General features: G+C 67.2%; 9 protein-coding genes. All 9 read left to right on the plus strand.

From position 1 onward, the window contains the following. Positions 1–220: 220 nt before the first annotated feature. The 9 genes from VH567_RS11715 (at position 221) to VH567_RS11755 (ending at position 19,476) form a co-directional block, all read left to right on the plus strand. On the plus strand, positions 221–3,025 hold the full coding sequence (locus VH567_RS11715; protein ID WP_423326275.1) for a TonB-dependent receptor: 2,805 nt from the start codon (positions 221–223) through the stop codon (positions 3,023–3,025). A 153-nt stretch (positions 3,026–3,178) separates the two neighbouring features. Next, positions 3,179–3,622, plus strand: a complete 444-nt coding sequence (locus VH567_RS11720) for a hypothetical protein (protein ID WP_423326277.1) — start codon at positions 3,179–3,181, stop codon at positions 3,620–3,622. After that, positions 3,622–5,922, plus strand: a complete 2,301-nt coding sequence (locus tag VH567_RS11725; RefSeq protein ID WP_423326279.1) for a beta-N-acetylhexosaminidase — start codon at positions 3,622–3,624, stop codon at positions 5,920–5,922. The genes VH567_RS11720 and VH567_RS11725 overlap by 1 nt, the downstream gene beginning before the upstream one ends. Then, positions 5,922–8,528, plus strand: coding sequence for a beta-mannosidase (locus tag VH567_RS11730; RefSeq protein WP_423326281.1), 2,607 nt, complete (start codon positions 5,922–5,924; stop codon positions 8,526–8,528). Before VH567_RS11725 ends, VH567_RS11730 begins: the two co-directional genes overlap by 1 nt. Continuing rightward, positions 8,525–11,194: a beta-mannosidase gene (locus tag VH567_RS11735; RefSeq protein WP_423326283.1), complete on the plus strand. Its 2,670-nt coding sequence runs from the start codon at positions 8,525–8,527 to the stop codon at positions 11,192–11,194. The genes VH567_RS11730 and VH567_RS11735 overlap by 4 nt, the downstream gene beginning before the upstream one ends. Continuing rightward, the gene (locus VH567_RS11740; RefSeq protein ID WP_423326285.1) at positions 11,191–13,749 is read left to right on the plus strand and encodes a glycoside hydrolase family 3 C-terminal domain-containing protein; all 2,559 of its coding nucleotides are present in this window, start codon (positions 11,191–11,193) and stop codon (positions 13,747–13,749) included. The genes VH567_RS11735 and VH567_RS11740 overlap by 4 nt, the downstream gene beginning before the upstream one ends. Beyond that, positions 13,746–15,179, plus strand: coding sequence for a glycoside hydrolase family 125 protein (locus tag VH567_RS11745; protein WP_423326287.1), 1,434 nt, complete (start codon positions 13,746–13,748; stop codon positions 15,177–15,179). The genes VH567_RS11740 and VH567_RS11745 overlap by 4 nt, the downstream gene beginning before the upstream one ends. Continuing rightward, entirely contained in the window at positions 15,176–17,488 is a 2,313-nt protein-coding gene (locus tag VH567_RS11750; RefSeq protein WP_423326289.1) for a GH92 family glycosyl hydrolase, read from the plus strand. Before VH567_RS11745 ends, VH567_RS11750 begins: the two co-directional genes overlap by 4 nt. Continuing rightward, positions 17,485–19,476: an alpha-L-fucosidase gene (locus tag VH567_RS11755; protein WP_423326291.1), complete on the plus strand. Its 1,992-nt coding sequence runs from the start codon at positions 17,485–17,487 to the stop codon at positions 19,474–19,476. Before VH567_RS11750 ends, VH567_RS11755 begins: the two co-directional genes overlap by 4 nt. Positions 19,477–19,545 lie beyond the last annotated feature (69 nt).

Below are 19,545 nucleotides of genomic sequence, written 5' to 3' on the forward strand. Positions count from 1 at the left end.
AACGGAAAAGACACGGGACTTCATCAACTCGACGACACGTATCGGATTGGTAATGAAACTGTAATTTCCGATGGATTCCCGACATGAATTGGTTATACGGTAACGGTACCAAGCCGCGCGGATAATAACCAAAGCAGTACCATTGCGGCAGGGTGATCAAGGGTGCGGTAAGAGCCGTGCCGGGGATGACGCTGCGGCGTCTAGGGAAGGGGCTTTGGCGATGATGTTTCGTAAGCAGATCTTGTTGGCGTCGAGCGCGGCGGTGTTCGTCGCGATAACCCCGGCCGCGGTCGCGCAGGTCGATCCCGCGCCATCGACGGCACCATCGCCTGCGCCGTCGACGGCACCGGTTGCGGCGGATCCGGCCCAGGCTACCGCACCCGCGGCCCCTGCACCCGCTGCCGACGAAACCGGCCAGGACATCGTGGTCACCGGCATCCGCGGCAGCCTGCGCAGCGCGATCGCGGTGAAGCGTCAGGCCAATGCGATCGTCGACGTCATCAGCGCCGAGGCGATCGGCAAGTTCCCCGACCGCAACGTCGCCGAATCGCTGTCTCACGTTCCCGGCGTCAGCATCGATCGTCGCTTCGGCGAGGGCGAGAAGGTCGCGATCCACGGCACCGATCCGGCGCTGAACCGCATGCTGCTCGACGGCCATGCGGTCGCCTCGGCCGACTGGGGCGGCAACGACAACGACCCGACCAGCCGTACCTTCAACTATTCGCTGCTCGCACCCGAACTGGTCGAGCGCCTCGAAGTCTACAAGTCGCCCGAGCCACGCATCGAGGAAGGCAGCATCGGCGGCACCGTCATCGTCCGCACGCGCCGTCCGCTCGACACGCCCGCCAATTCGATCTTCGCGTCGGGCGGCTATTCGTACAACGACCGCGCCGACAAGGGTAACGTCCGCGCATCGGGCCTGTACAGCTGGCACAACGAGGGCGGCACGTTCGGCGTGCTCGGCGCGGTCACCTACGACAAGCAGAGCCTGACCCGCGCCGGCGTCGAATTCTTCGGCTTCGAGAATGCCGGCAGCCGGTTCCTGACGACCAACGCCGCGGGCCAGCGCGTGCTGAAGAACCCGAACGCGGTGATCACCGGTGGCACCGCCGCCGATCTCGACAACGCGGTGTCGCCGTTCGGCATCAACTACGCGTATTTCACGCAGGAGCGCGAGCGCACCAGCTATGTCGGTACGGTCCAGGCCAAGCCGACCGACGAGATCACGCTGACGCTCAACGGCCTGCATATCGACGGCAACTACAACAATTCCAGCCAGTCGATGTACGTCATCCCCGGCGCATGGAGCGGCGACGTTCTGCAGTCGGCGACGATCTCGAACGGCGTCGTCACCAATGCGAGCTTCGGTGCGGCATCGGCGGGCAGCCAGAGCGCGCAGCTCGACCTGCTGATCCGCAAGACCAAGCTGAAGACCGACAACCTCAACCTGGTCGGCGAATGGGAAGGCCCGGGCGGCTCGAGCGTGTCGGCGACGGCAGGCTGGAGCAAGGCGATCGGCGGGCGCAATCCCGAATACCTGCTCGATGTGCGGACCGACCTTCCGTACAGCTACGGCTTCACCTCGGACAGCGCGAACGTCGACTATGTCGGCGACCTGACCAACGCCGCGAACTATCGCCGCAGCAACAGCCCGCAGCTCCAGACGATCGATGGCGCGCCGGTCATCGTCAACGGCACGCAGCTGAACGCGGCGCGCGCCGGCGGGATCGATTTCTCCAAGACGATCGATCGCGATTATTACGCGGGTTATGACGCGGTCATTCCGTTCGAGGCGGGGCCGTTCAAGGAGCTGCGCATCGGCGGCAAGTTCACCGATCACCGCAACCGCCTGAACGCGAGCGGCTTCAACAACTACTCGACCTCGAACTACACGCTGGCCAGCCTGGGCGTCGACACGTCCACGACGCCGAGCGGCACGTTCGACGGCACCGGCGGCACGGGCAACGCCACCCAGTATATCAACCTGTCGCAGCAGGCGGTGATCGACATTCTCGCGAACTCGGTCAACGTCGCGGTGGCCAAGCCGACCGCGTCGTACATCGTCGACGAGACGGTGGCTGCGAACTACGTCCAGCTGAACTTCGACCAGAGCGGCTTCCGCGGCAACATCGGCGGGCGCCTGGTCTATACCAAGAACGTGTCGAACTATGCCGACCAGGTTTCGGGGACCGACGGAAGCCTGCCGACGATCGTCCCGCAGCGCGTCCAGAACGATTACCTGAAGTTCCTGCCGAGCGTGAACGTCGCCTATGAAGCGGGTGAGAGCCTGATCTTCCGCGGCAGCGTCGCCAAGGTGATCGCCCGGCCGCGCTACGAGCAGCTCGGCGGATCGGTCGGCCGCAACGACATCACGCTCGATGCGAGCGGCGGCAACCCGAACCTGAAGCCGTACCAGTCGACCAACTACGAGCTGTCGGCGGAATTCTATCCGCGGACCGGCACGCTGCTGTCGCTCGAACTGTTCCGTCGCGAGGTGAAGGATTACATCCTCAACGGCCTGAGCAACCAGGTGTTCTTCAACGAGCTGACGCAGTCCAATGCGACCTATCTGGTGTCGCAGCCGCGCAACGGCGGCAATGCCAACGTCAATGGCGCGCTGGTGTCGGCACAGGGCGAGATCTGGCATGGCTTCGGTCTGCAGGCGAACTATTCCTACGCCGAGAGCTCGACCGACGAGGGGCTGAACCTGCCCTATCTGTCGAAGCACACCGTCAACGTGATCCCGTATTACGAGAACGGGCCGTTCCAGGCGCGGCTGAGCTACAATTATCGCTCGGCCTATTTCCGGGCGATCGGTCGCCTGAACTCGATCGACATGGTCGCGCCGTACAGCCAGCTCGATTTCTCGGCGGGGTTCAACCTGACCAAGGCAGTCACGCTGACGGTCAACGCGCAGAACCTGCTCGACTCGACCTACACCCAGTATAGCGGCACGCGCGATCGGCCGACCGCGTTCTACAAGAACGGCCGCACGTTCGTCGCCTCGGTCTCGTTCAGGATGTAACCGACGAATGGATCCGGGGGCGTCGCGATGGCGCCCCCGCTTCCCACGCCGGCCTATCAGGGAAGCACAACGCCACGCATGATATCGGGATGGATCAGCGCAGGGAAACGGTGGAGCGGGCATTCCCGTGTCCTCTCCGCCACGGCGTTCTCCATGCTCGTCGCGTCGCCGGTTGGCGCGGCGCGGATCGATCTCGATACGGGGTGGCGCTTCCGGCCGGCGAACGACGCGCCGGCCGCTCCTTCGTGGTTGCAGGGTAATCCGGCGGGGGCGAACCGGATCGTCGTTGCCGCCAGTGATCGACCGGGGTTTGCGACGAGTCCGGGCTATGCGATGCGCCGCGCTGGGTCGGGGAGCGTCTGGTTCGCGGGCTCCGCAAGCGCCGATAGCGCACGTACCGACATTCTGACGGACCAGCTTGCTGCGACCGCCAAGGTCTCCGCACGCCGGCTTGGCCGTCTTACGCCTTTCACCGTGACCGTCGATATCCTGACCGCGGAGGGCGCGCGCGCAGGCGTCGTTCGCGCGTATGAACCGTTCGAGGCCGGCTCCACCGCCTATCCGCCAGACCCTGCGCACTTGCCGAAGGACCCATGATGATCCGTTTCCGCCCTATGGCGCTCGCGCTGCTGATGACCTCGACTGCTGCGGTGGCGGAAGGGCCCAAGCTGATCGCCCCATTGATCCCTGCGCCCGCGTCGATCGAGGTGAAGTCTGGCACGCTGACGATCGGCGAGGGTGCGGGGATCGTCGCAGGCGATGCGGGCGCGAAGACCGCGGCGCGGTTGCTGGTGCAGCAGGTGAAGGTCGTGCGCGGGCTGGCGCTGGGGGGTGATGCGGGTGCGGGGCCGATCCGGTTCGTGCGTGACGCGAATATTGCTGGCGACGAGGCGTACACGCTGACCGTCGATACGAAGGGCGTGACGATCGCGGCGAGCGGCGATGCGGGGCTCGTCCACGGCGCGATGACCTTGGCGCAGTTGCTCAGCCCGGATGCGGCGGTCGGCAAGCCGGTGACGCTGGCGGCGATGACGATCCGCGATGCGCCGCGGTTCAAGTGGCGCGGGCTGATGATCGATCCGGCGCGGCATTTCGTGCCGATGGCGACGTTGTACGCGATGGTCGATCAGCTCGCCGCGCAGAAGATGAACGTGCTGCATTTGCACCTGACCGACGATCAGGGCTGGCGCGTCGAGATCAAGCGCTATCCCGACCTGACCCGGATCGGCGCGTGGCGGACGCCACCGTCTGCGGGTGGTGCGCCGGGCGAGAAGGTCGGCGGGTTCTACACGCAGGCCGAGCTCAAGGCGCTGGTCGCGTATGCGCAGGAGCGCGCGATCACGATCATGCCCGAGATCGATCTGCCCGGCCATGCGCAGGCGGCGGTGGCGTCGTACCCGGCGGAAGTCGGCGTGCTCGGCGATCGGCCCGCGGTTGGTCACGACTGGGGCGTGAACCCGTGGCTGTTCAGCCCGGAGGATCGCAGCATGACCTTCATCAAGCACGTGCTCGACGAGCTGATGGACGTGTTTCCGTCGCAGTTCATCCATCTCGGCGGCGACGAGGCGGTCAAGGACCAGTGGGAGCGTTCCCCCGCAGTGCAGGCCAAGATGAAGGCGCTCGGGCTCAAGACCGAGATGCAGATGCAGAGCTGGATGATCGACCAGCTCGGCGAGTATCTCGCCAAGCACGGCCGTCGCCTGATTGGCTGGGACGAGATCCTCGAGGGTGGCCTGCCGCCGTCGGCCTCGGTGATGTCGTGGCGCGGCGAGAAGGGGGCCGTCGATGCGGCGAACCAGGGGCATGACGTCGTGCTCAGCCCCGCGCCGATCCTGTATCTCGACAGCCTGCAAAGCACGCGGAGCGACGAGCCGCCGGGCCGGATTTCGAACGGCGACGCGATCGTGACGCTTGCCCGGCTCTACGCGTACGAACCCGAGCCCGCGGGCCTCGCGCCCGACAAGGCGAAGCATGTCCTGGGTGCGCAGATCAACGCGTTCAGCGAGTATTTCGTGACGCCCGAACAGCTGCAGCACGCGACGTTCCCGCGGCTGTCGGCCCTGGCCGAACGGACGTGGTCGCCGAAAACCACGCAGGACTATGCGAGCTTCGTCGCGCGACTGGAACCGCAGATGGGGCGGTATGCGCGGGCCGGGATTGCTGCGGCGGACAGTGCGTTCGCGGTCGACTTTGCGGTGCAGGGGACGCGGGGCGATGCGCTGCGTAGCGGCAAAGTGCCGGTGACGCTGGCGACGCAGGCGGGCTATGGTACGATCCGCTATACGCTGGATGGCAAGGTGCCGACCGTGCGGTCGAAGGCCTACGCGGCCCCGCTGTCGTTGAAGCCGGGGACGACCGTTCGTGCGGCCGCCTTCACTACCGACGGTCGCTCGACCGCGGCACCGCGTCTGTTCGAGACGAGCCGTGCGTCGCTGTTGCGCCGGTCGAGTTCGGAGCTGGTCGCGTGCCCCGATGGCGCGATCGGGCTGCGCGTGCCGCTGACGTCGGAGGCTACGGCCAATACGCCGGTGTTCAACGTCAACATCTTCGATCCGTGCACGATGTATCCGGCGGCTCCGCTGGACGTGGCGCGCGGGTTCACGATCGATGTCGCGCGCCTGCCGCGGCATTACGGGCTGGCGCATGACGAGAAGGCGTTGCGGCGGCATTATGCGGTGACGACGTACGGCGAGCTGGTGATGCGCACCGGCGGCTGCACGGGCACGATCGCCGCGACCTTCCCGCTGCCCGATCCGGCGAACAGCCCGACCCGCATTACCTTCCGCGGCGTGCTGCCCGCGGGGAAGGGGGATGCGGACGTGTGCCTCCAGTTCACGTCGTCGATGGAGTCGCCTTTCTACGCGGTCGAGGCGATGCAGCTGGTGGAGAAGAACTGATGCGGTGGACCGCGCTCCTGTTGCTCGCCAGCGTCGCCACGCCCGCATTCGCCGCACCGCGCACGAGCGTCGTGCTCGACAGTGGCTGGTCGATGCGGATCGATCCCGCCGATACCGCTGCGGCGAAGGCACACCCCAAGGCGGCACGCTGGTTGCGCGCGACCGTGCCGGGCAGTGCGCAGACCGACCTGATGGCGGCGAAGATCGTGCCCGATCCGTACAAGGGCCTGAACGAGGCGAAGATCCAGTGGGTCGGGCTGACCGACTGGCAATATCGCACGACCTTGCGGATGACCGCCGAACAGCTTGCGCGCGATCATATCGACCTGGTGTTCGATGGCCTGGATACCTTCGCCGAGGTGCGGCTGAACGGGACCAAGCTGCTGGCGGCGGACAACGCGAATCGGCGCTGGCGCGTGCCGGTCAAGGCGGTACTGAAGCCGGGGGCGAACGACTTGCTCGTGACGTTCCGCTCGCCGATCCGCACGTTGCAGCCAATGGTGCTGAAGACCGCGCATCCGCTGCCCGGCGAATATGATTCGATCTATGGCGACGAGCCGATGGGCAAGCAGACCTCGCCCTATATCCGCAAGCCGAAGTATCAATATGGCTGGGACTGGGGCCCGCGGATCGTCACGCAGGGGATCTGGCGCCCGGCGCGGATCGAGGCGTGGGACGACGCGCGGATCGAGGCGTTTCGCGTGACGCAGGAAGGGCTGACGAAGACCGAGGCGCGCTTGTCCGCGGAACTCGACGTGGTCGCGGGCGAGGAGCGTCCGGTCACAGTCCAGGTCGCGGTGACCGGGCCAGACGGTCAGATGACCCAGGCGGCGCGCACCGTCACGGTCGCGGCGGGCGCGAGCCATGTCGCGGTGCCGGTGAGCATCGCCAATCCGCAGCGCTGGTTCCCCGCGGGCTATGGCGCGCAGCCGCTTTACACCGTGAAGGCGACGCTGACCGACGGAACCGCGACGATCGACACCGCGCAGCGCCGCACTGGCCTGCGCACCGTCGAACTGCGTCGCGACAAGGACGCGCAGGGCCGCGGGTTCGCGTTCGTCGTCAACGGCATCCCGGTGTTCGCCAAGGGCGCGAACCTGATCCCGTTCGACATGTTTCCCGCACGCGTACCCGAGAGCCAGATTCGCACCGTCATGGCCGGCGCGCGCGACGCTAACATGAACATGATCCGCGTGTGGGGCGGCGGCTATTATCTGGACGACGCGTTCTACGACATCGCCGACCAGATGGGGCTGATGGTTTGGCAGGACTTCATGTTCGGCGGGTCCGTCACGCCCCCCGACCGCGATTTCCGCGAGACCGTCCGGATCGAGGCGGAGGAACAGGTCGACCGGCTCCAGGCGCATCCCTCGATCGTGATGTGGGCGGGCAACAACGAAGTGCTCAGCGGCTGGGCGAACTGGTCCGACCGGATCGCGTATAAGAAGGCGGTGGGCGCGGACGAGCAGGAGCGGATCGGCGTCGGCATGGCGGTGATCTTCGACCGCGTGCTGCGCGATGCCGCCGAACGCCGCGATCCCGACGCGGTCTATTGGCCGGGCTCGCCGAGCAGCAATTACGAGGACAAGCCCGACATCGATGGCGATGGCGACCGGCATTACTGGGACGTTTGGGGCGGCAAGAAACCGGTCGAGGCGTATCTCGACAGCTGCCCGCGGTTCATGTCCGAATACGGCCTGCAGTCGATGCCCGAGATGAAGACGATCCGGACGTTCGCGACCGACGCCGACTTCTCGCCGACCTCGCCGGTGATGAAGGCGCACCAGAAGTTCCTGAAGGGCGAGGGCAACGACCGGCTGCTGTTCTACATCCGCGAGAAATACCGCGAGCCGCGCGATTTTGCCGAGTTCGTGTATCTGAGCCAGGTGATGCAGGCGGAGGGGATCGAACTCGCCGCGTTGCATCACCGTGCGTGCCGGCCGGTGACGATGGGGTCGCTGTTCTGGCAGATCAACGACGTCTGGCCGGGGGCGTCATGGGCCAGCATCGATTATTACGGCCGCTGGAAGGCGCTGCAATTCCGCGCGCGGCATTTCTACGCGCCGCTGGCGATCGCCGCCGAGCGCAAGGACGGGTCGACCAAGGTTAGCTTGATTTCGGACGCGACGGTGCCGACCGAGGCGGTGTGGCGGGTGCGGACGCTAGACGTCGATGGGAAGGTGCTTGCAATGAGCGAGACGCCGGCGACGTTGGCGCCGTTGTCCGCAACCGCGGTCGCGACGCTGCCTGATGCGACGCTGTTCGCGGGCGGCGATCCAGCGCGGACGATCGCGGTGGCGGAATTGCTCGTCGATGGCCGCGTGACGTCGCGCGTGCTGGTGTCGGCAGCCCCCAAGACGATGACGCTGCCTGATCCAGAACTGACCGCTACATGGGCGGGCGATCGCCTGACGCTGACCGCGACCAAGCTGGCCCGCGCGGTGTGGCTCGATTTCGGCAAGGTCGAGGCGACGCCGTCCGACAATGCGTTCGATCTGCTGCCGGGGGAGAGCGTTACGGTGTCTGTAGCGTCCAAATCGTCGGCGGTGGCGCTGAAACGTGCGCTGACGATCCGGACACTGGCCGGGCAAGTCGTTCCCAAGTGATCCGCGTCGGTCGAATCCTGCTGGTCGTGATCGGCTTGGCGATGGCGGCCCCGGCCCTGGCCGAGCCCGCGGCGGAGCCGATCACGCGTGTGCTGGACACCGGATGGGAGGTTCGGCTCGCACCGGGCGATGCCAACGCGGCCGCGCACAGGGCGGCGACGCGCTGGTTGCCCGCGCGCGTGCCGGGATCGGTGCAGACCGACCTGCTCGCCGCGCATCTGCTCGCCGATCCGTGGACCGGCGAGGGCGAGCGTGCCGCGCAATGGGTCGGGCTGTCCGGCTGGCAGTATCGGACCGTCTTCACGCTGGATCAGGCGACGCTGGCGCGCGCGAATGTCGATCTCGCCTTCGACGGGCTCGACACGTTCGCGACCGTCCGCGTCAACGGGACGGCCGTGCTCCGCGCCGACAACATGTTCCGCAACTGGCGGGTCGCGGCCAAGGCGCTGCTGAAGCCGGGCCGCAACGTCATCGAGATCGATTTCGAATCGCCGATCCGCAAGCTCCTGCCACGCGCGCTGGCCGAGAAGGTGCCGTTGCCGGGGGCCTATGACACCGCGTTCGGCGACGAGCCCAAGGGGCGCCAGACCGCGAATTACGTGCGCAAGGCGGCCTATCATTATGGCTGGGACTTCGCGCCGCGGATCGTCACGATCGGGATCGGCAAGCCGGTCCGGATCGAGGCGTATGATGGCCTCCGCCTGAACGACTTCCATGTCGCGCAGGTGCATCTCGACGACAGCGTCGCGGTGCTCGATGCGGCCGTTGAGATCGACGCGGCGACGCCGCGGACCGTCGACGTGCGCGTGGATATCGCCGGCCCAGATGGCACGGCGCAACGGCTCCACCGCCGCGTGACCTTGTTTGCGGGGCTGAACCCGGTGGTGCTGCCGGTCCGGATCGAACGCCCGCGACGCTGGTGGCCGGTCGGGTATGGCAAGCCCGATCTGTACGCGGTCACTGCGACCGTCACCGAGGCGGGGCGCGTGCTCGGCACCGCGACGCACGATATCGGACTGCGTACCGTCGAACTGCGCCGCGATACCGATCGCTGGGGCCGCGGCATGGCGTTCGTGATCAACGGCGTGCCGATCTTCGCCAAGGGCGCGAACCTCGAGCCCGCCGACAGCATCGCGTCGCGCGTTCCCGCGGCGCGCACCGATGCGGTGCTGGAGGCGGCGGTCGCGGCGAACATGAACATGCTGCGGATCTGGGGCGGGGGCTATTATCCCGACGACGCGGTGTTCGCCAAGGCCGACCGGCTGGGGCTGATGCTGTGGCAGGATTTCATGTTCGGCAACGCGCTGCCCGCCAACGACGCCGCGCTGCGCGAGAGCACGCGGCTGGAGGCGACCGACCAGGTCCGGCGGCTTCGCGACCACCCCTCGCTGGTGATCTGGAACGGCAATAACGAGGTCCAGACCGGGTGGGACAATTGGAGCGACCGCAAGGCCTTTGCGCGTGCGCTCGGGCCGGATGGGCAGGAGGCGTTCGGCGCGCACCTCCGCCGGTTGTTCGACAAGGATCTGCGCGCGGTCGTCACCGCGCTGTCGCCGAGCACGCCTTATTGGGGTGGTTCGCCGACCACCGATTACGACGGCATCTCCGAAGTGAAGACCGATGGCGACGTGCATTACTGGGATGTCTGGGCGCGGTCTCCGCTCGAGGAGTACCTGACCACCGAAAACCGCTTCATGTCCGAATTCGGGCTGCAATCGATGCCCGGCCTGCGCACCACGCGCGAAATGCTGGGAGCGCGTCGCCCGGAGGACATGCCGGTCCAGATCGTCGGCAGCGCGTACGACAGCGGCAAGGGCAACGGCCGCATCCTCGGCTATATCCGCGCTGATTACGGCGAGCCAAAATCGTTCGTCGACTATATCTATCTGTCGCAACTGCTCCAGGCGGAAGGCCTGGAGATGGCGGTGATCCACCAGCGCGCATCGCGTCCGCAGAACATGGGCACGCTGTACTGGACGCTCAACGACAGCTGGCCGGGACTGATCAACTCGATCTGGGCCGGGCAGGCCTGGGGCAGCATCGACTTCCACAATCGCTGGAAGGCGAGCCATTACCGCGCCCGGCGTTTCTATGCGCCGGTCACGATCGGCGCGCAGCACATCAAGGGCAATACCGTCGTCACGCTGATCTCCGACAAGCGCGAGGCGTTCCCCGCGCGCTGGCGGCTGCGGGTGATCGACCGCGACGGTACGCAGCTGTCGGAACGCGGCGGCATCGTGGAGGCGGCGCCGCTCGCGGCGATGTCGCTGGGCAAGTTCGCCGATGCCGACCTGCTCGGCAAGGCGGATCCGTCGCGGACCTTTGCGGTGGCGGACGTGACCGTGGATGGCGCGGTCGTCGCGCGGCAATTCGTCTATTTCGCCAAGGCGAAAGACGTCGCGCTGGTCGATCCCGCGCTGAAGGCGACCATCGTCGCTAGCCCCGGCGGCTATGCGCTGACCGTCTCGGCCAGATCGCTCGCGCGGGGCGTCTGGATTGACTTCGGCGATTGCGACGCGACGCTGTCCGACAATGCCTTCGACCTCGCCGCCGGCGACGCCATGACGATCTCGGTCCGCTCCGATGCATCGCTCGCGACGCTCCAACACGCCCTCTCGGTCCGCAGCCTGTTCGGCGCGACCGTCCCGACCAAGGCTACATCATGATCCGCACCGTGCTCTTCGCTTCGCCGCTCGCCGCCCTGCTCGCCACGTCCGCGCTTGCGCAGACGGTCGATCCAGCTGTTCGGAGCATGACGCTCGAGGAGAAGGCGGCGCAGTTGCAGAGCGTCGCGCCGGCGATCCCGCGGCTGAACTTGCCCGCATACGATTACTGGAACGAGGGGCTGCACGGGCTCGCGCGCAACGGCGTGGCGACGGTGTTTCCGCAGGCGATCGGGCTGGCCGCGACGTGGGACGAGGCGCTGCTGCGGCGCGTCGGCGATGTCGTGTCGACCGAGGCGCGGGCGAAGTCGAATGCGCTGCCGGCCGGGGATCGGACGCGCTATCAGGGGCTGACGATCTGGTCGCCCAACATCAACATCTTTCGCGATCCGCGCTGGGGTCGTGGGCAGGAGACGTATGGCGAGGATCCGTATCTGACGGGGCGGCTGGGGGTTGCGTTTATCGGCGGGTTGCAGGGGCCGGACCTTGCGCATCCCAAGGTGATTGCCACGCCCAAGCATCTCGCCGCGCATAGCGGGCCCGAGGCGGGGCGGGATGGGTTCGACGTCGATATCTCGCCGCACGACCGCGAGGCGACGTTCCTGCCCGCGTTCCGGATGGCGCTGACCGAGGGCAAGGCGCTGTCGACGATGTGCGCGTATAACGCGATTCACGGCGTGCCGGTGTGCGCGTCGGAGCCGTTGCTGACCGAGACGGTGCGGAAGCAATGGGGTTTCGAGGGGCTGATCGTGTCGGACTGCGATGCGGTCGGGAATATCTCGAACTACCATTATTATCGGCGCGATACTGCGAGCGGATCGGCGGCGGCGATTTCCGCTGGCATGGATTTCAACTGCGGGAAGACCTACGCGGCGCTCGGCGATGCGGTGCGGCGGGGGCTGGTGCCCGAGGCGACGCTCGACACGAGTTTGACGCGGACGTTCGCGGTGCGGCGGATGCTGGGGGGCGCGTTCGGGACGACGAGCCCGTGGGACAGGATCAAGCCGACCGAGTTCGACACGCCGGCGCACCGCGCGCTGGCGCTGGAGGCGGCGCGGAAGGCGATGGTACTGGTCCAGAACAACGGCGTGCTGCCGCTGAAACCGTCCGCGAAGATCGCGGTGATCGGGCCGAATGCCGACAGCGTCGACGTGCTGGAGGCGAATTATCACGGTACCGCGGCGGCGCCGATCACGCCGTTGGCGGCGCTGCGGACGGCGTTTGGCGGAGTGCGGTATGCTCAGGGGTCGAGCATCGCCGAGGGTGTGCCGGTCCCGGTGCCCGATACTGCGCTGTCGCTGCGCGGCGAATATTTCCGGGGGAGCGATTTCGCGGGAACTCCCGTGGTGCGCGCCGACCGGACGATCGACTTCGACTGGGATCGGACGGCGCCTGCACCGGGGATCGATCCGGCGGCGTTCTCGGTGCGCTGGACGGGGACGATCACCGCGCCGGCTGACGGCGACTATGTGTTTCGGCTCGACGTGCCGCGCTGTTTCGACTGCAAGGGGCATGATCCTTCGCGTCTGTGGATCGACGACAAGTTGGTCGCTGACGACGATGGCAGCGGGAAGAACGTCGAGGCGGCGGTGACGTTGGCCGCTGGTCCGCATTCGATCCGCGTCGAACTTGCGCACAGCGGTGAGGACCAGGGGCTGCGGCTTACCTGGACTGCGCCTGCGGAGGCGCAGGTCGCCGAGGCGGTTGCGGTCGCCAAGAATGCCGATGCGATCGTCGCGTTCGTCGGGCTGTCGCCTGCGGTCGAGGGCGAGGCGTTGCAGATCGAGGTGGCCGGGTTCTCGGGCGGCGATCGGACCGATATCGGGCTCCCCGCCGCGCAGGTGCGGTTGCTCGAAGCGGCGAAGGCGACCGGCAAGCCGCTGGTCGTCGTGCTGATGGCCGGCAGCGCGGTCGCGATGACTTGGGCGAAGGCGCATGCCGACGCGATCCTGGTCGGCTGGTATCCGGGTCAGGCTGGCGGTCAGGCGATCGCCGATACGCTGGTTGGCAGGAGCAATCCGGGCGGGCGACTGCCGGTGACGTTCTACGCGAAGACGCGCGATCTGCCGGCGTTCATCGACTACAACATGCGCGAGCGGACCTATCGGTACTTTACGGGCACGCCGCTCTGGGGCTTCGGGCACGGGCTGAGCTATACGCAGTTCGCTTATGCCGAGCCCAAACTCGCGCGCAGTACGATTGCGGCTGGCGAGAGTTTCACGGTCGAGGTGCCGGTGAAGAACGCGGGCGAGGTCGCGGGCGACGAGGTCGTGCAGGCGTATCTGGTGCCGCCCGAGCCGGTGGTGAAGCCGCGCTTCAACGATCCTGTCCTCCAGCGCCAGCTCGTCGGGTTCAGGCGCGCGACAGTGAAGCCGGGGCAGACGGCACGCGTGGCGTTCACGATCGATCCTCGCGGGATGAGCAGCGTCGATGCGGCGGGGACTCGGCGTGTCGTGCCGGGCGAATACCGGCTGCATATCGGTGGCGGCCAGCCCGGCGACGGGCCGGGTGTCGATACCGTTTTCACCGTGACGGGCACGAAGGATTTGCCGAAGTGATCGACCGCCGGATGCTTATCGCGGGTGCTGCGGCACTCGGGCTCGCGGGACCGCTGCGGGCGGCCGCACCGCCGTTCGTCAGCAAGCGGCCGAAGCTTGGCGATCGTCGCTACACCAGCCGCGCGGTCGAGGCGGAGATCGCGCGCGTGTCGGCGAAGATCGCCGATCCCGAACTCGCCTGGATGTTTGGGAATTGTTATCCGAACACGCTCGATACGACGGTGTTCATGGGCGCGGTGGACGGCAAGCCCGATGCGTTTGTGATCACCGGCGACATCGACTGCATGTGGCTGCGCGACAGCTCGGCGCAGGTCCATCCGTACCTCCCGCTGGCGAAGCGCGATCCGGCGTTGCGAACCCTGTTCCACGGGCTGATCGCGCGGCAGGCGCGGTGCATCCTGATCGATCCGTACGCCAACGCATTCATGCATGACCCATCGGCGAAGACCAATCTGAGCTGGTCGCTGACCGACGACACGGTGATGAAGCCGGGTGTCGGCGAGCGGAAGTGGGAGATAGATTCGCTCTGCTACCCGATGTGGATCGCGCATGCGTATTGGCAGGCGACCGGCGACACCGTGCCGTTCGATGCGCTGTGGGCGGACGGCGCGCGTGCGTCGATCCGGACGTTCCGCGAGCAGCAGCGCAAGGACGGGTCGGGGCCGTATCGCTTCCGCCGATCGTCGCCGATCGTCGGCGAGAGCATGCCGCTCGACGGCTATGGGCCGCCGTCGCGACCGGTCGGGCTGATCCATTGTGGGTTCCGGCCTTCGGATGATGCGTGCGTGCTCCCGTTCCTGATCCCGTCGAACATCTTCGCGGTCCGCGCGCTGCGCCAGTTGGCGGAACTCGCGACGCGTGCGCGGCCCGACGCGGCGCTGGCGGCGGATGCGTCTGCGCTGGCGGACGAGGTCGAGGCGGCGTTGCGGCTGCATGGGCTGACCAAGGGCGCAGACGGCCAGCCGGTCTGGGCGTATGAGGTCGATGGCTATGGCAACGCGATCTTCATGGACGACGCCAATGTGCCGAGCCTCTCGGGGCTGGCGTATCTCGGCGCGGTGAAGCCCGACGATCCGCTCTGGCGGCGCACCGCGGCGCGTGCGTGGAGCAAGGACAACGCCTATTTCTTCACCGGCAAGGCGGCGGAGGGGATCGGCAGTCCGCATACCGGCCTGCGCGAGATCTGGCCGATGTCGATCGTGATGCACGCGCTGAACGCGCTCGAGACCGGTGACGATGCGACCGTCGCGCGATCGCTGGCTGCGCTGAAGGCGACGCATGGCGGCACCGGGTTCATGCACGAATCCTTCAATCAGGACGACGCCGCGAAGTTTACGCGGTCCTGGTTCGCCTGGGCGAACGGGCTGTTCGGCGAACTGGTCGTCGACATCGCCGCCAAACGCCCCGCACTTCTCGGAGTTCGCGCATGACAATCACACGCCGCATGCTTCTCGCGGGAAGCGGCGCGCTCGCGCTGACTGCCCGCGCGACCGTCGCCGCCACGCCACGCCAAGCGACCGCGCCCGATCTGTTCGTCGGCACCGGCGGTCACGGCCACACCTATCCGGGCGCGACCTTGCCGTTCGGGATGGTGCAGCTCAGTCCCGATACCGATGCCGAGCGCTGGGATGCGTGTTCGGGCTATCACCGCACCGACACGTCGATCATGGGGTTCAGCCATACGCATCTGTCGGGCACTGGGATCGGCGACATGCTCGACGTTCTGGTGGTGCCCACGCGTGGGCCGGTGCAACTGACGCCCGGTACGTTGGCCGATCCCGATGCGGGGTATCGCCAGCGTTTTTCGGCCGAGCATGCCGAGCCGGGCTATTACCGCGTGACGCTGGAATCGGGCGTGCGGGCGGAGCTGACCGTGACCGAGCGGACCGGCATCCAGCGGCATGTCTTTCCGGCGGGCGCGGGGCATATCCTCGTGAACCTGTCGCACCTGGTGCTCGACAAGACCGACAAGGGCGTGCTGATCGACGATGCGTCGCTGAACATCGACGAGACCGGCATGCTGACCGGCAGCCGGCGCGTGTTCCGCTGGGCGAAGGGGCGGCGGATCCACTTCGCGATGCAGCTGTCGCGCAAGCCCGACCGGATCGTGTTCTACGGCGATGGCGACGTCGCACAGGCAGCGGGCGCGAAAGGCGTCGCGGGCAAGCGCGTCAAGGCGGTGCTGCACTATGACGACGCCGGCGCTGCGCCGATCGTGATCCGCACGGGTATCTCCGCGGTCGACGTTGCCGGCGCGCGCGCGAACCTTGCCGCGGAGGCGCGGCATTGGGATTTCGATCGCTACCGTGCCGATGCGACCAAGCGCTGGGCGCCCGCGCTCGCCGCCGTCAGCGTCGAGGGTGGTACGCCGGCGCAGCGCACGATCATGGCGAGCGCGCTGTACCACGCGCAGCTTGCGCCGACGCTGTTTTCCGATGTCGACGGCCGCTATGTCGGGCTCGACCGGCAGGTGCACACGGCGACCGGCAAGGATCGCGCGTACAGTTCCTATTCGATGTGGGACACATATCGCGCGCTGCATCCGTTGCTCACGCTGATCGAGCCCGAGCGCACCGCGGAGCTCGTCGGCGACCTGATCCGGCAGACGCAGCAGAGCCCGTACGGCCCGCCGGTCTGGCCTTTGCAGGGCGTCGAGACGGGGTGCATGATCGGCTGGCATTCGGTGTCGGTGATGGCCGAGGCGCGCGCGAAGGGCGTGCCGGCGAACTATGCCGCGGCGTGGCCGAACGTGCGGCGCCGGTCGTTCGATTTCGCGATGCCTACGATGGACAATAGCCTCGGGATCAAGCCGTACGACTCGATGGGCTACATCCCCGCGGATGCGGTGTTCGAGTCGGTCTCGCGCACGCTCGAATATGCGTATGACGATTACGCCTCGGCGCATATGGCGGATGCGGCGGGCGCGAGTGCGGATGCCGCGCGGTTGCGCAAGCGGAGCGGGAACTGGCGCAACGTGTTCGATGCTTCGATCGGGTTTGCGCGGCCGAAGCTCGCGAACGGGACATGGACGACGCCCTACGATCCGATCGCGCTCGGCCACTCGTCGAAGTGGCGCGATTATACCGAGAGCAATGGCTGGCAGGCGACGTTCCTCAACCAGCACGACGTCTATGGCCTGATCGCGGCGATGGGCGGCGATGCGCAGTTCGAGGCGAAGCTCGACGGCCTGTTCAACGCGCCGTCGATCCTGCCGAAGGACGCGCCGCCCGACATCTCCGGGCTGGTCGGGCAGTACGCGCACGGCAACGAACCAAGCCATCACGTCGCGTATATGTACGCGTATTGTGGTGCTGCGTGGAAGACGCAGGCGATGGTCCGCCGGCTGCTGACCGAGATGTACAAGGACGATCCCGACGGCATCATCGGCAACGACGATTGCGGGCAGATGAGCGCGTGGTTCGTGCTGAGTGCGCTCGGGCTGTATCCGGTCGATCCGGTGAGCGCGAACTATGTGCTGGGCTCGCCGCTGTTCGACCGTGCCGAGATGCGCGTCGGCGCAGGCCGGACTCTCGTCCTGGAGGCGCGCGGGAATGCGGCGGATCGGCCGTATGTGCATGCGGTGACGTGGAACGGTCGGCCCTGGACGAAGAGCTGGATCGCGCATGCCGATATCGTGCGCGGCGGTCGGCTCGTGTTCGAGATGGGCGCGACGCCCAACCGTGATTTTGGCCGCGCGCCTGCCGATCGGCCGCCAGCAACCACCGGAGTTTCGCGATGACCTTCGACATGAATCGCCGTGCGTTGATCGCCGGTACGCTTGCCGCCGCCGCCGCCGGTCGCGCGAACGCTGCCGCTCCGGTGGGTGCACCAGCCCCCTGGGGTGCGACGCCAAGCGTCCGACAGCTCGCCTGGCATAAGCGCGAGCGCTACGGCTTCGTCCACTTCACGCTGAACACCTGGACCGACAAGGAATGGGGGTATGGCGACGAGGACCCCAAGCTGTTCGACCCGACCGCGTTCGATCCGGACCAGATCGTCGCGGCGGCGAAAAGCGCGGGACTCACCGGCCTAGTCCTCACCGCCAAGCATCATGACGGCTTCTGCCTCTGGCCGACCAAGCTCACCGAGCATTGCATCCGCAACAGCCCGTACAAGGGCGGCAAGGGCGATATCGTCCGCGAACTGGGCGATGCGTGCCGCCGTGGCGGGATTTCCTACGGACTGTATCTGTCGCCCTGGGATCGCAACCGCGCCGACTATGGCACACCCGCGTACGTCGAGTATTTCCGCGCGCAGCTGACCGATCTGTGCACCAATTACGGCGAGCTGTTCGAGGTCTGGTTCGATGGCGCGAACGGCGGCGACGGCTATTATGGCGGCGCGCGCGAGGCGCGGAAGATCGATGCGCCGAAATATTATAACTGGCCGTCGATCATCGCGCTGGTTCATAAATTGCAGCCGATGGCGTGCACCTTCGATCCGCTCGGCGCGGATATCCGCTGGGTCGGGAACGAGGACGGACGCGCGGGCGATCCGTGCTGGCCGACGATGCCGAACCATCCGTACGTCCAGAGCGAGGGCAATTCGGGCGTGCGCGGTGCGCCGCTCTGGTGGCCGGCGGAGACGAACACCTCGATCCGTCCCGGCTGGTTCTATCATGCCGACGAGGATCTGCAGGTGAAGTCGCCGCAGCGGCTGATGCAGTTCCACGACGAGTCGGTCGGGCGCGGCACCAACATGATGCTCAACCTGCCGCCCGATCGTCGCGGGGTGATCGCGGAGCCCGATCTCGCGTCGCTGAAGTCGTTCGGCGATGCGTTGCGCGCGAGCTTCGCGACCGATCTGGCGAAGGGTGCGGTGGCGAGCGGACCGTCGCGCGGCGCCCGGTTCGCGCCCGGCAACGTGCTCGACGGCAATCCCGACACCTATTGGAGCACGCCGGATGCGATGAAGACGCCGTCGCTGGTGCTCGACCTGCCGCCGGGGCGCCGGTTCGACCTGATCCGGATCCGCGAGGCGCTGGCGCTTGGCGTGCGGGTCACGAAGTTCGCGATCGATGTGGCGGACGCTACGGGCGCGTGGCGCGAGGTCGCGGTGCACGAATGCATCGGTGCGCAGCGGATCATCCGCCTGCCCGAGCCGGTGTCGGCGCGCCGCGTGCGGTTGCGGATCGTCGAGGCGTCGGCCTGCCCGGCGATCACCGAGCTGTCGCTGTTCCTGAGCGTCGCGCCGGTTGCGGTCGCGGCGTCGCAGGCGACGGGGAACAAGATCATCTCGAAGACCGGGTGGACGATCGTCAGCGCGATCCAGCACAGTCTGGCGATGAAGGGGGGCAAGCCGGATTTCGCGGGCGAGACGTCGCTGGCGGGTGTGGTCAAGCCCGGATTGCCCGGTGCGGAAGCGGTGCTCGACGACGATCTCGCGACCGTCTGGACGACGCCTGCGCCGACGCCGACGAGCGTGGTGATGCTGATGATCGACATGGGCAAGGCGGATCAGGTCGCGGGGTTCAGCTTGACGCCGACCCGTCAGGCGTTGCCCGATGCGGGGCCGCCGGGCCGCTACCGCGTCGAGACGAGCGAGGACGGCAAGACCTGGGCGCCGGCGGGCGAGGGCGAGTTCGGCAACATCGCCTACGCGCGCGCCACGCAGCGCATCACCTTCGCGCAGGCACGAAAGGCGCGGTATTTGATGCTGGGCTTCACCACCGTGGCGACGGCGCAACCGAAGATGGCGATCGCCGGGATCGGCGCGTTCCGACCGTAGGTTCCCGATCTCGATCTTCCCCCGCGAGGGGGAGGTGTCGCCGAGGGTGACGGAGGGGGAGGACACGGC

Source organism: Sphingomonas sp. 4RDLI-65, assembly GCF_049472435.1.
Taxonomy (GTDB): domain Bacteria; phylum Pseudomonadota; class Alphaproteobacteria; order Sphingomonadales; family Sphingomonadaceae; genus Sphingomonas.

Bases quoted from the DNA above. Each gene is read 5' to 3' on its own strand.
- VH567_RS11750 (WP_423326289.1), top strand. From the start codon at position 15,176: ATGACAATCACACGCCGCATGCTTCTCGCGGGAAGCGGCGCGCTCGCG.
- VH567_RS11715 (WP_423326275.1), top strand. From the start codon at position 221: ATGATGTTTCGTAAGCAGATCTTGTTGGCGTCGAGCGCGGCGGTGTTC.
- VH567_RS11720 (WP_423326277.1), top strand. From the start codon at position 3,179: ATGCTCGTCGCGTCGCCGGTTGGCGCGGCGCGGATCGATCTCGATACG.
- VH567_RS11725 (WP_423326279.1), top strand. From the start codon at position 3,622: ATGATCCGTTTCCGCCCTATGGCGCTCGCGCTGCTGATGACCTCGACT.
- VH567_RS11730 (WP_423326281.1), top strand. From the start codon at position 5,922: ATGCGGTGGACCGCGCTCCTGTTGCTCGCCAGCGTCGCCACGCCCGCA.
- VH567_RS11740 (WP_423326285.1), top strand. From the start codon at position 11,191: ATGATCCGCACCGTGCTCTTCGCTTCGCCGCTCGCCGCCCTGCTCGCC.
- VH567_RS11755 (WP_423326291.1), top strand. From the start codon at position 17,485: ATGACCTTCGACATGAATCGCCGTGCGTTGATCGCCGGTACGCTTGCC.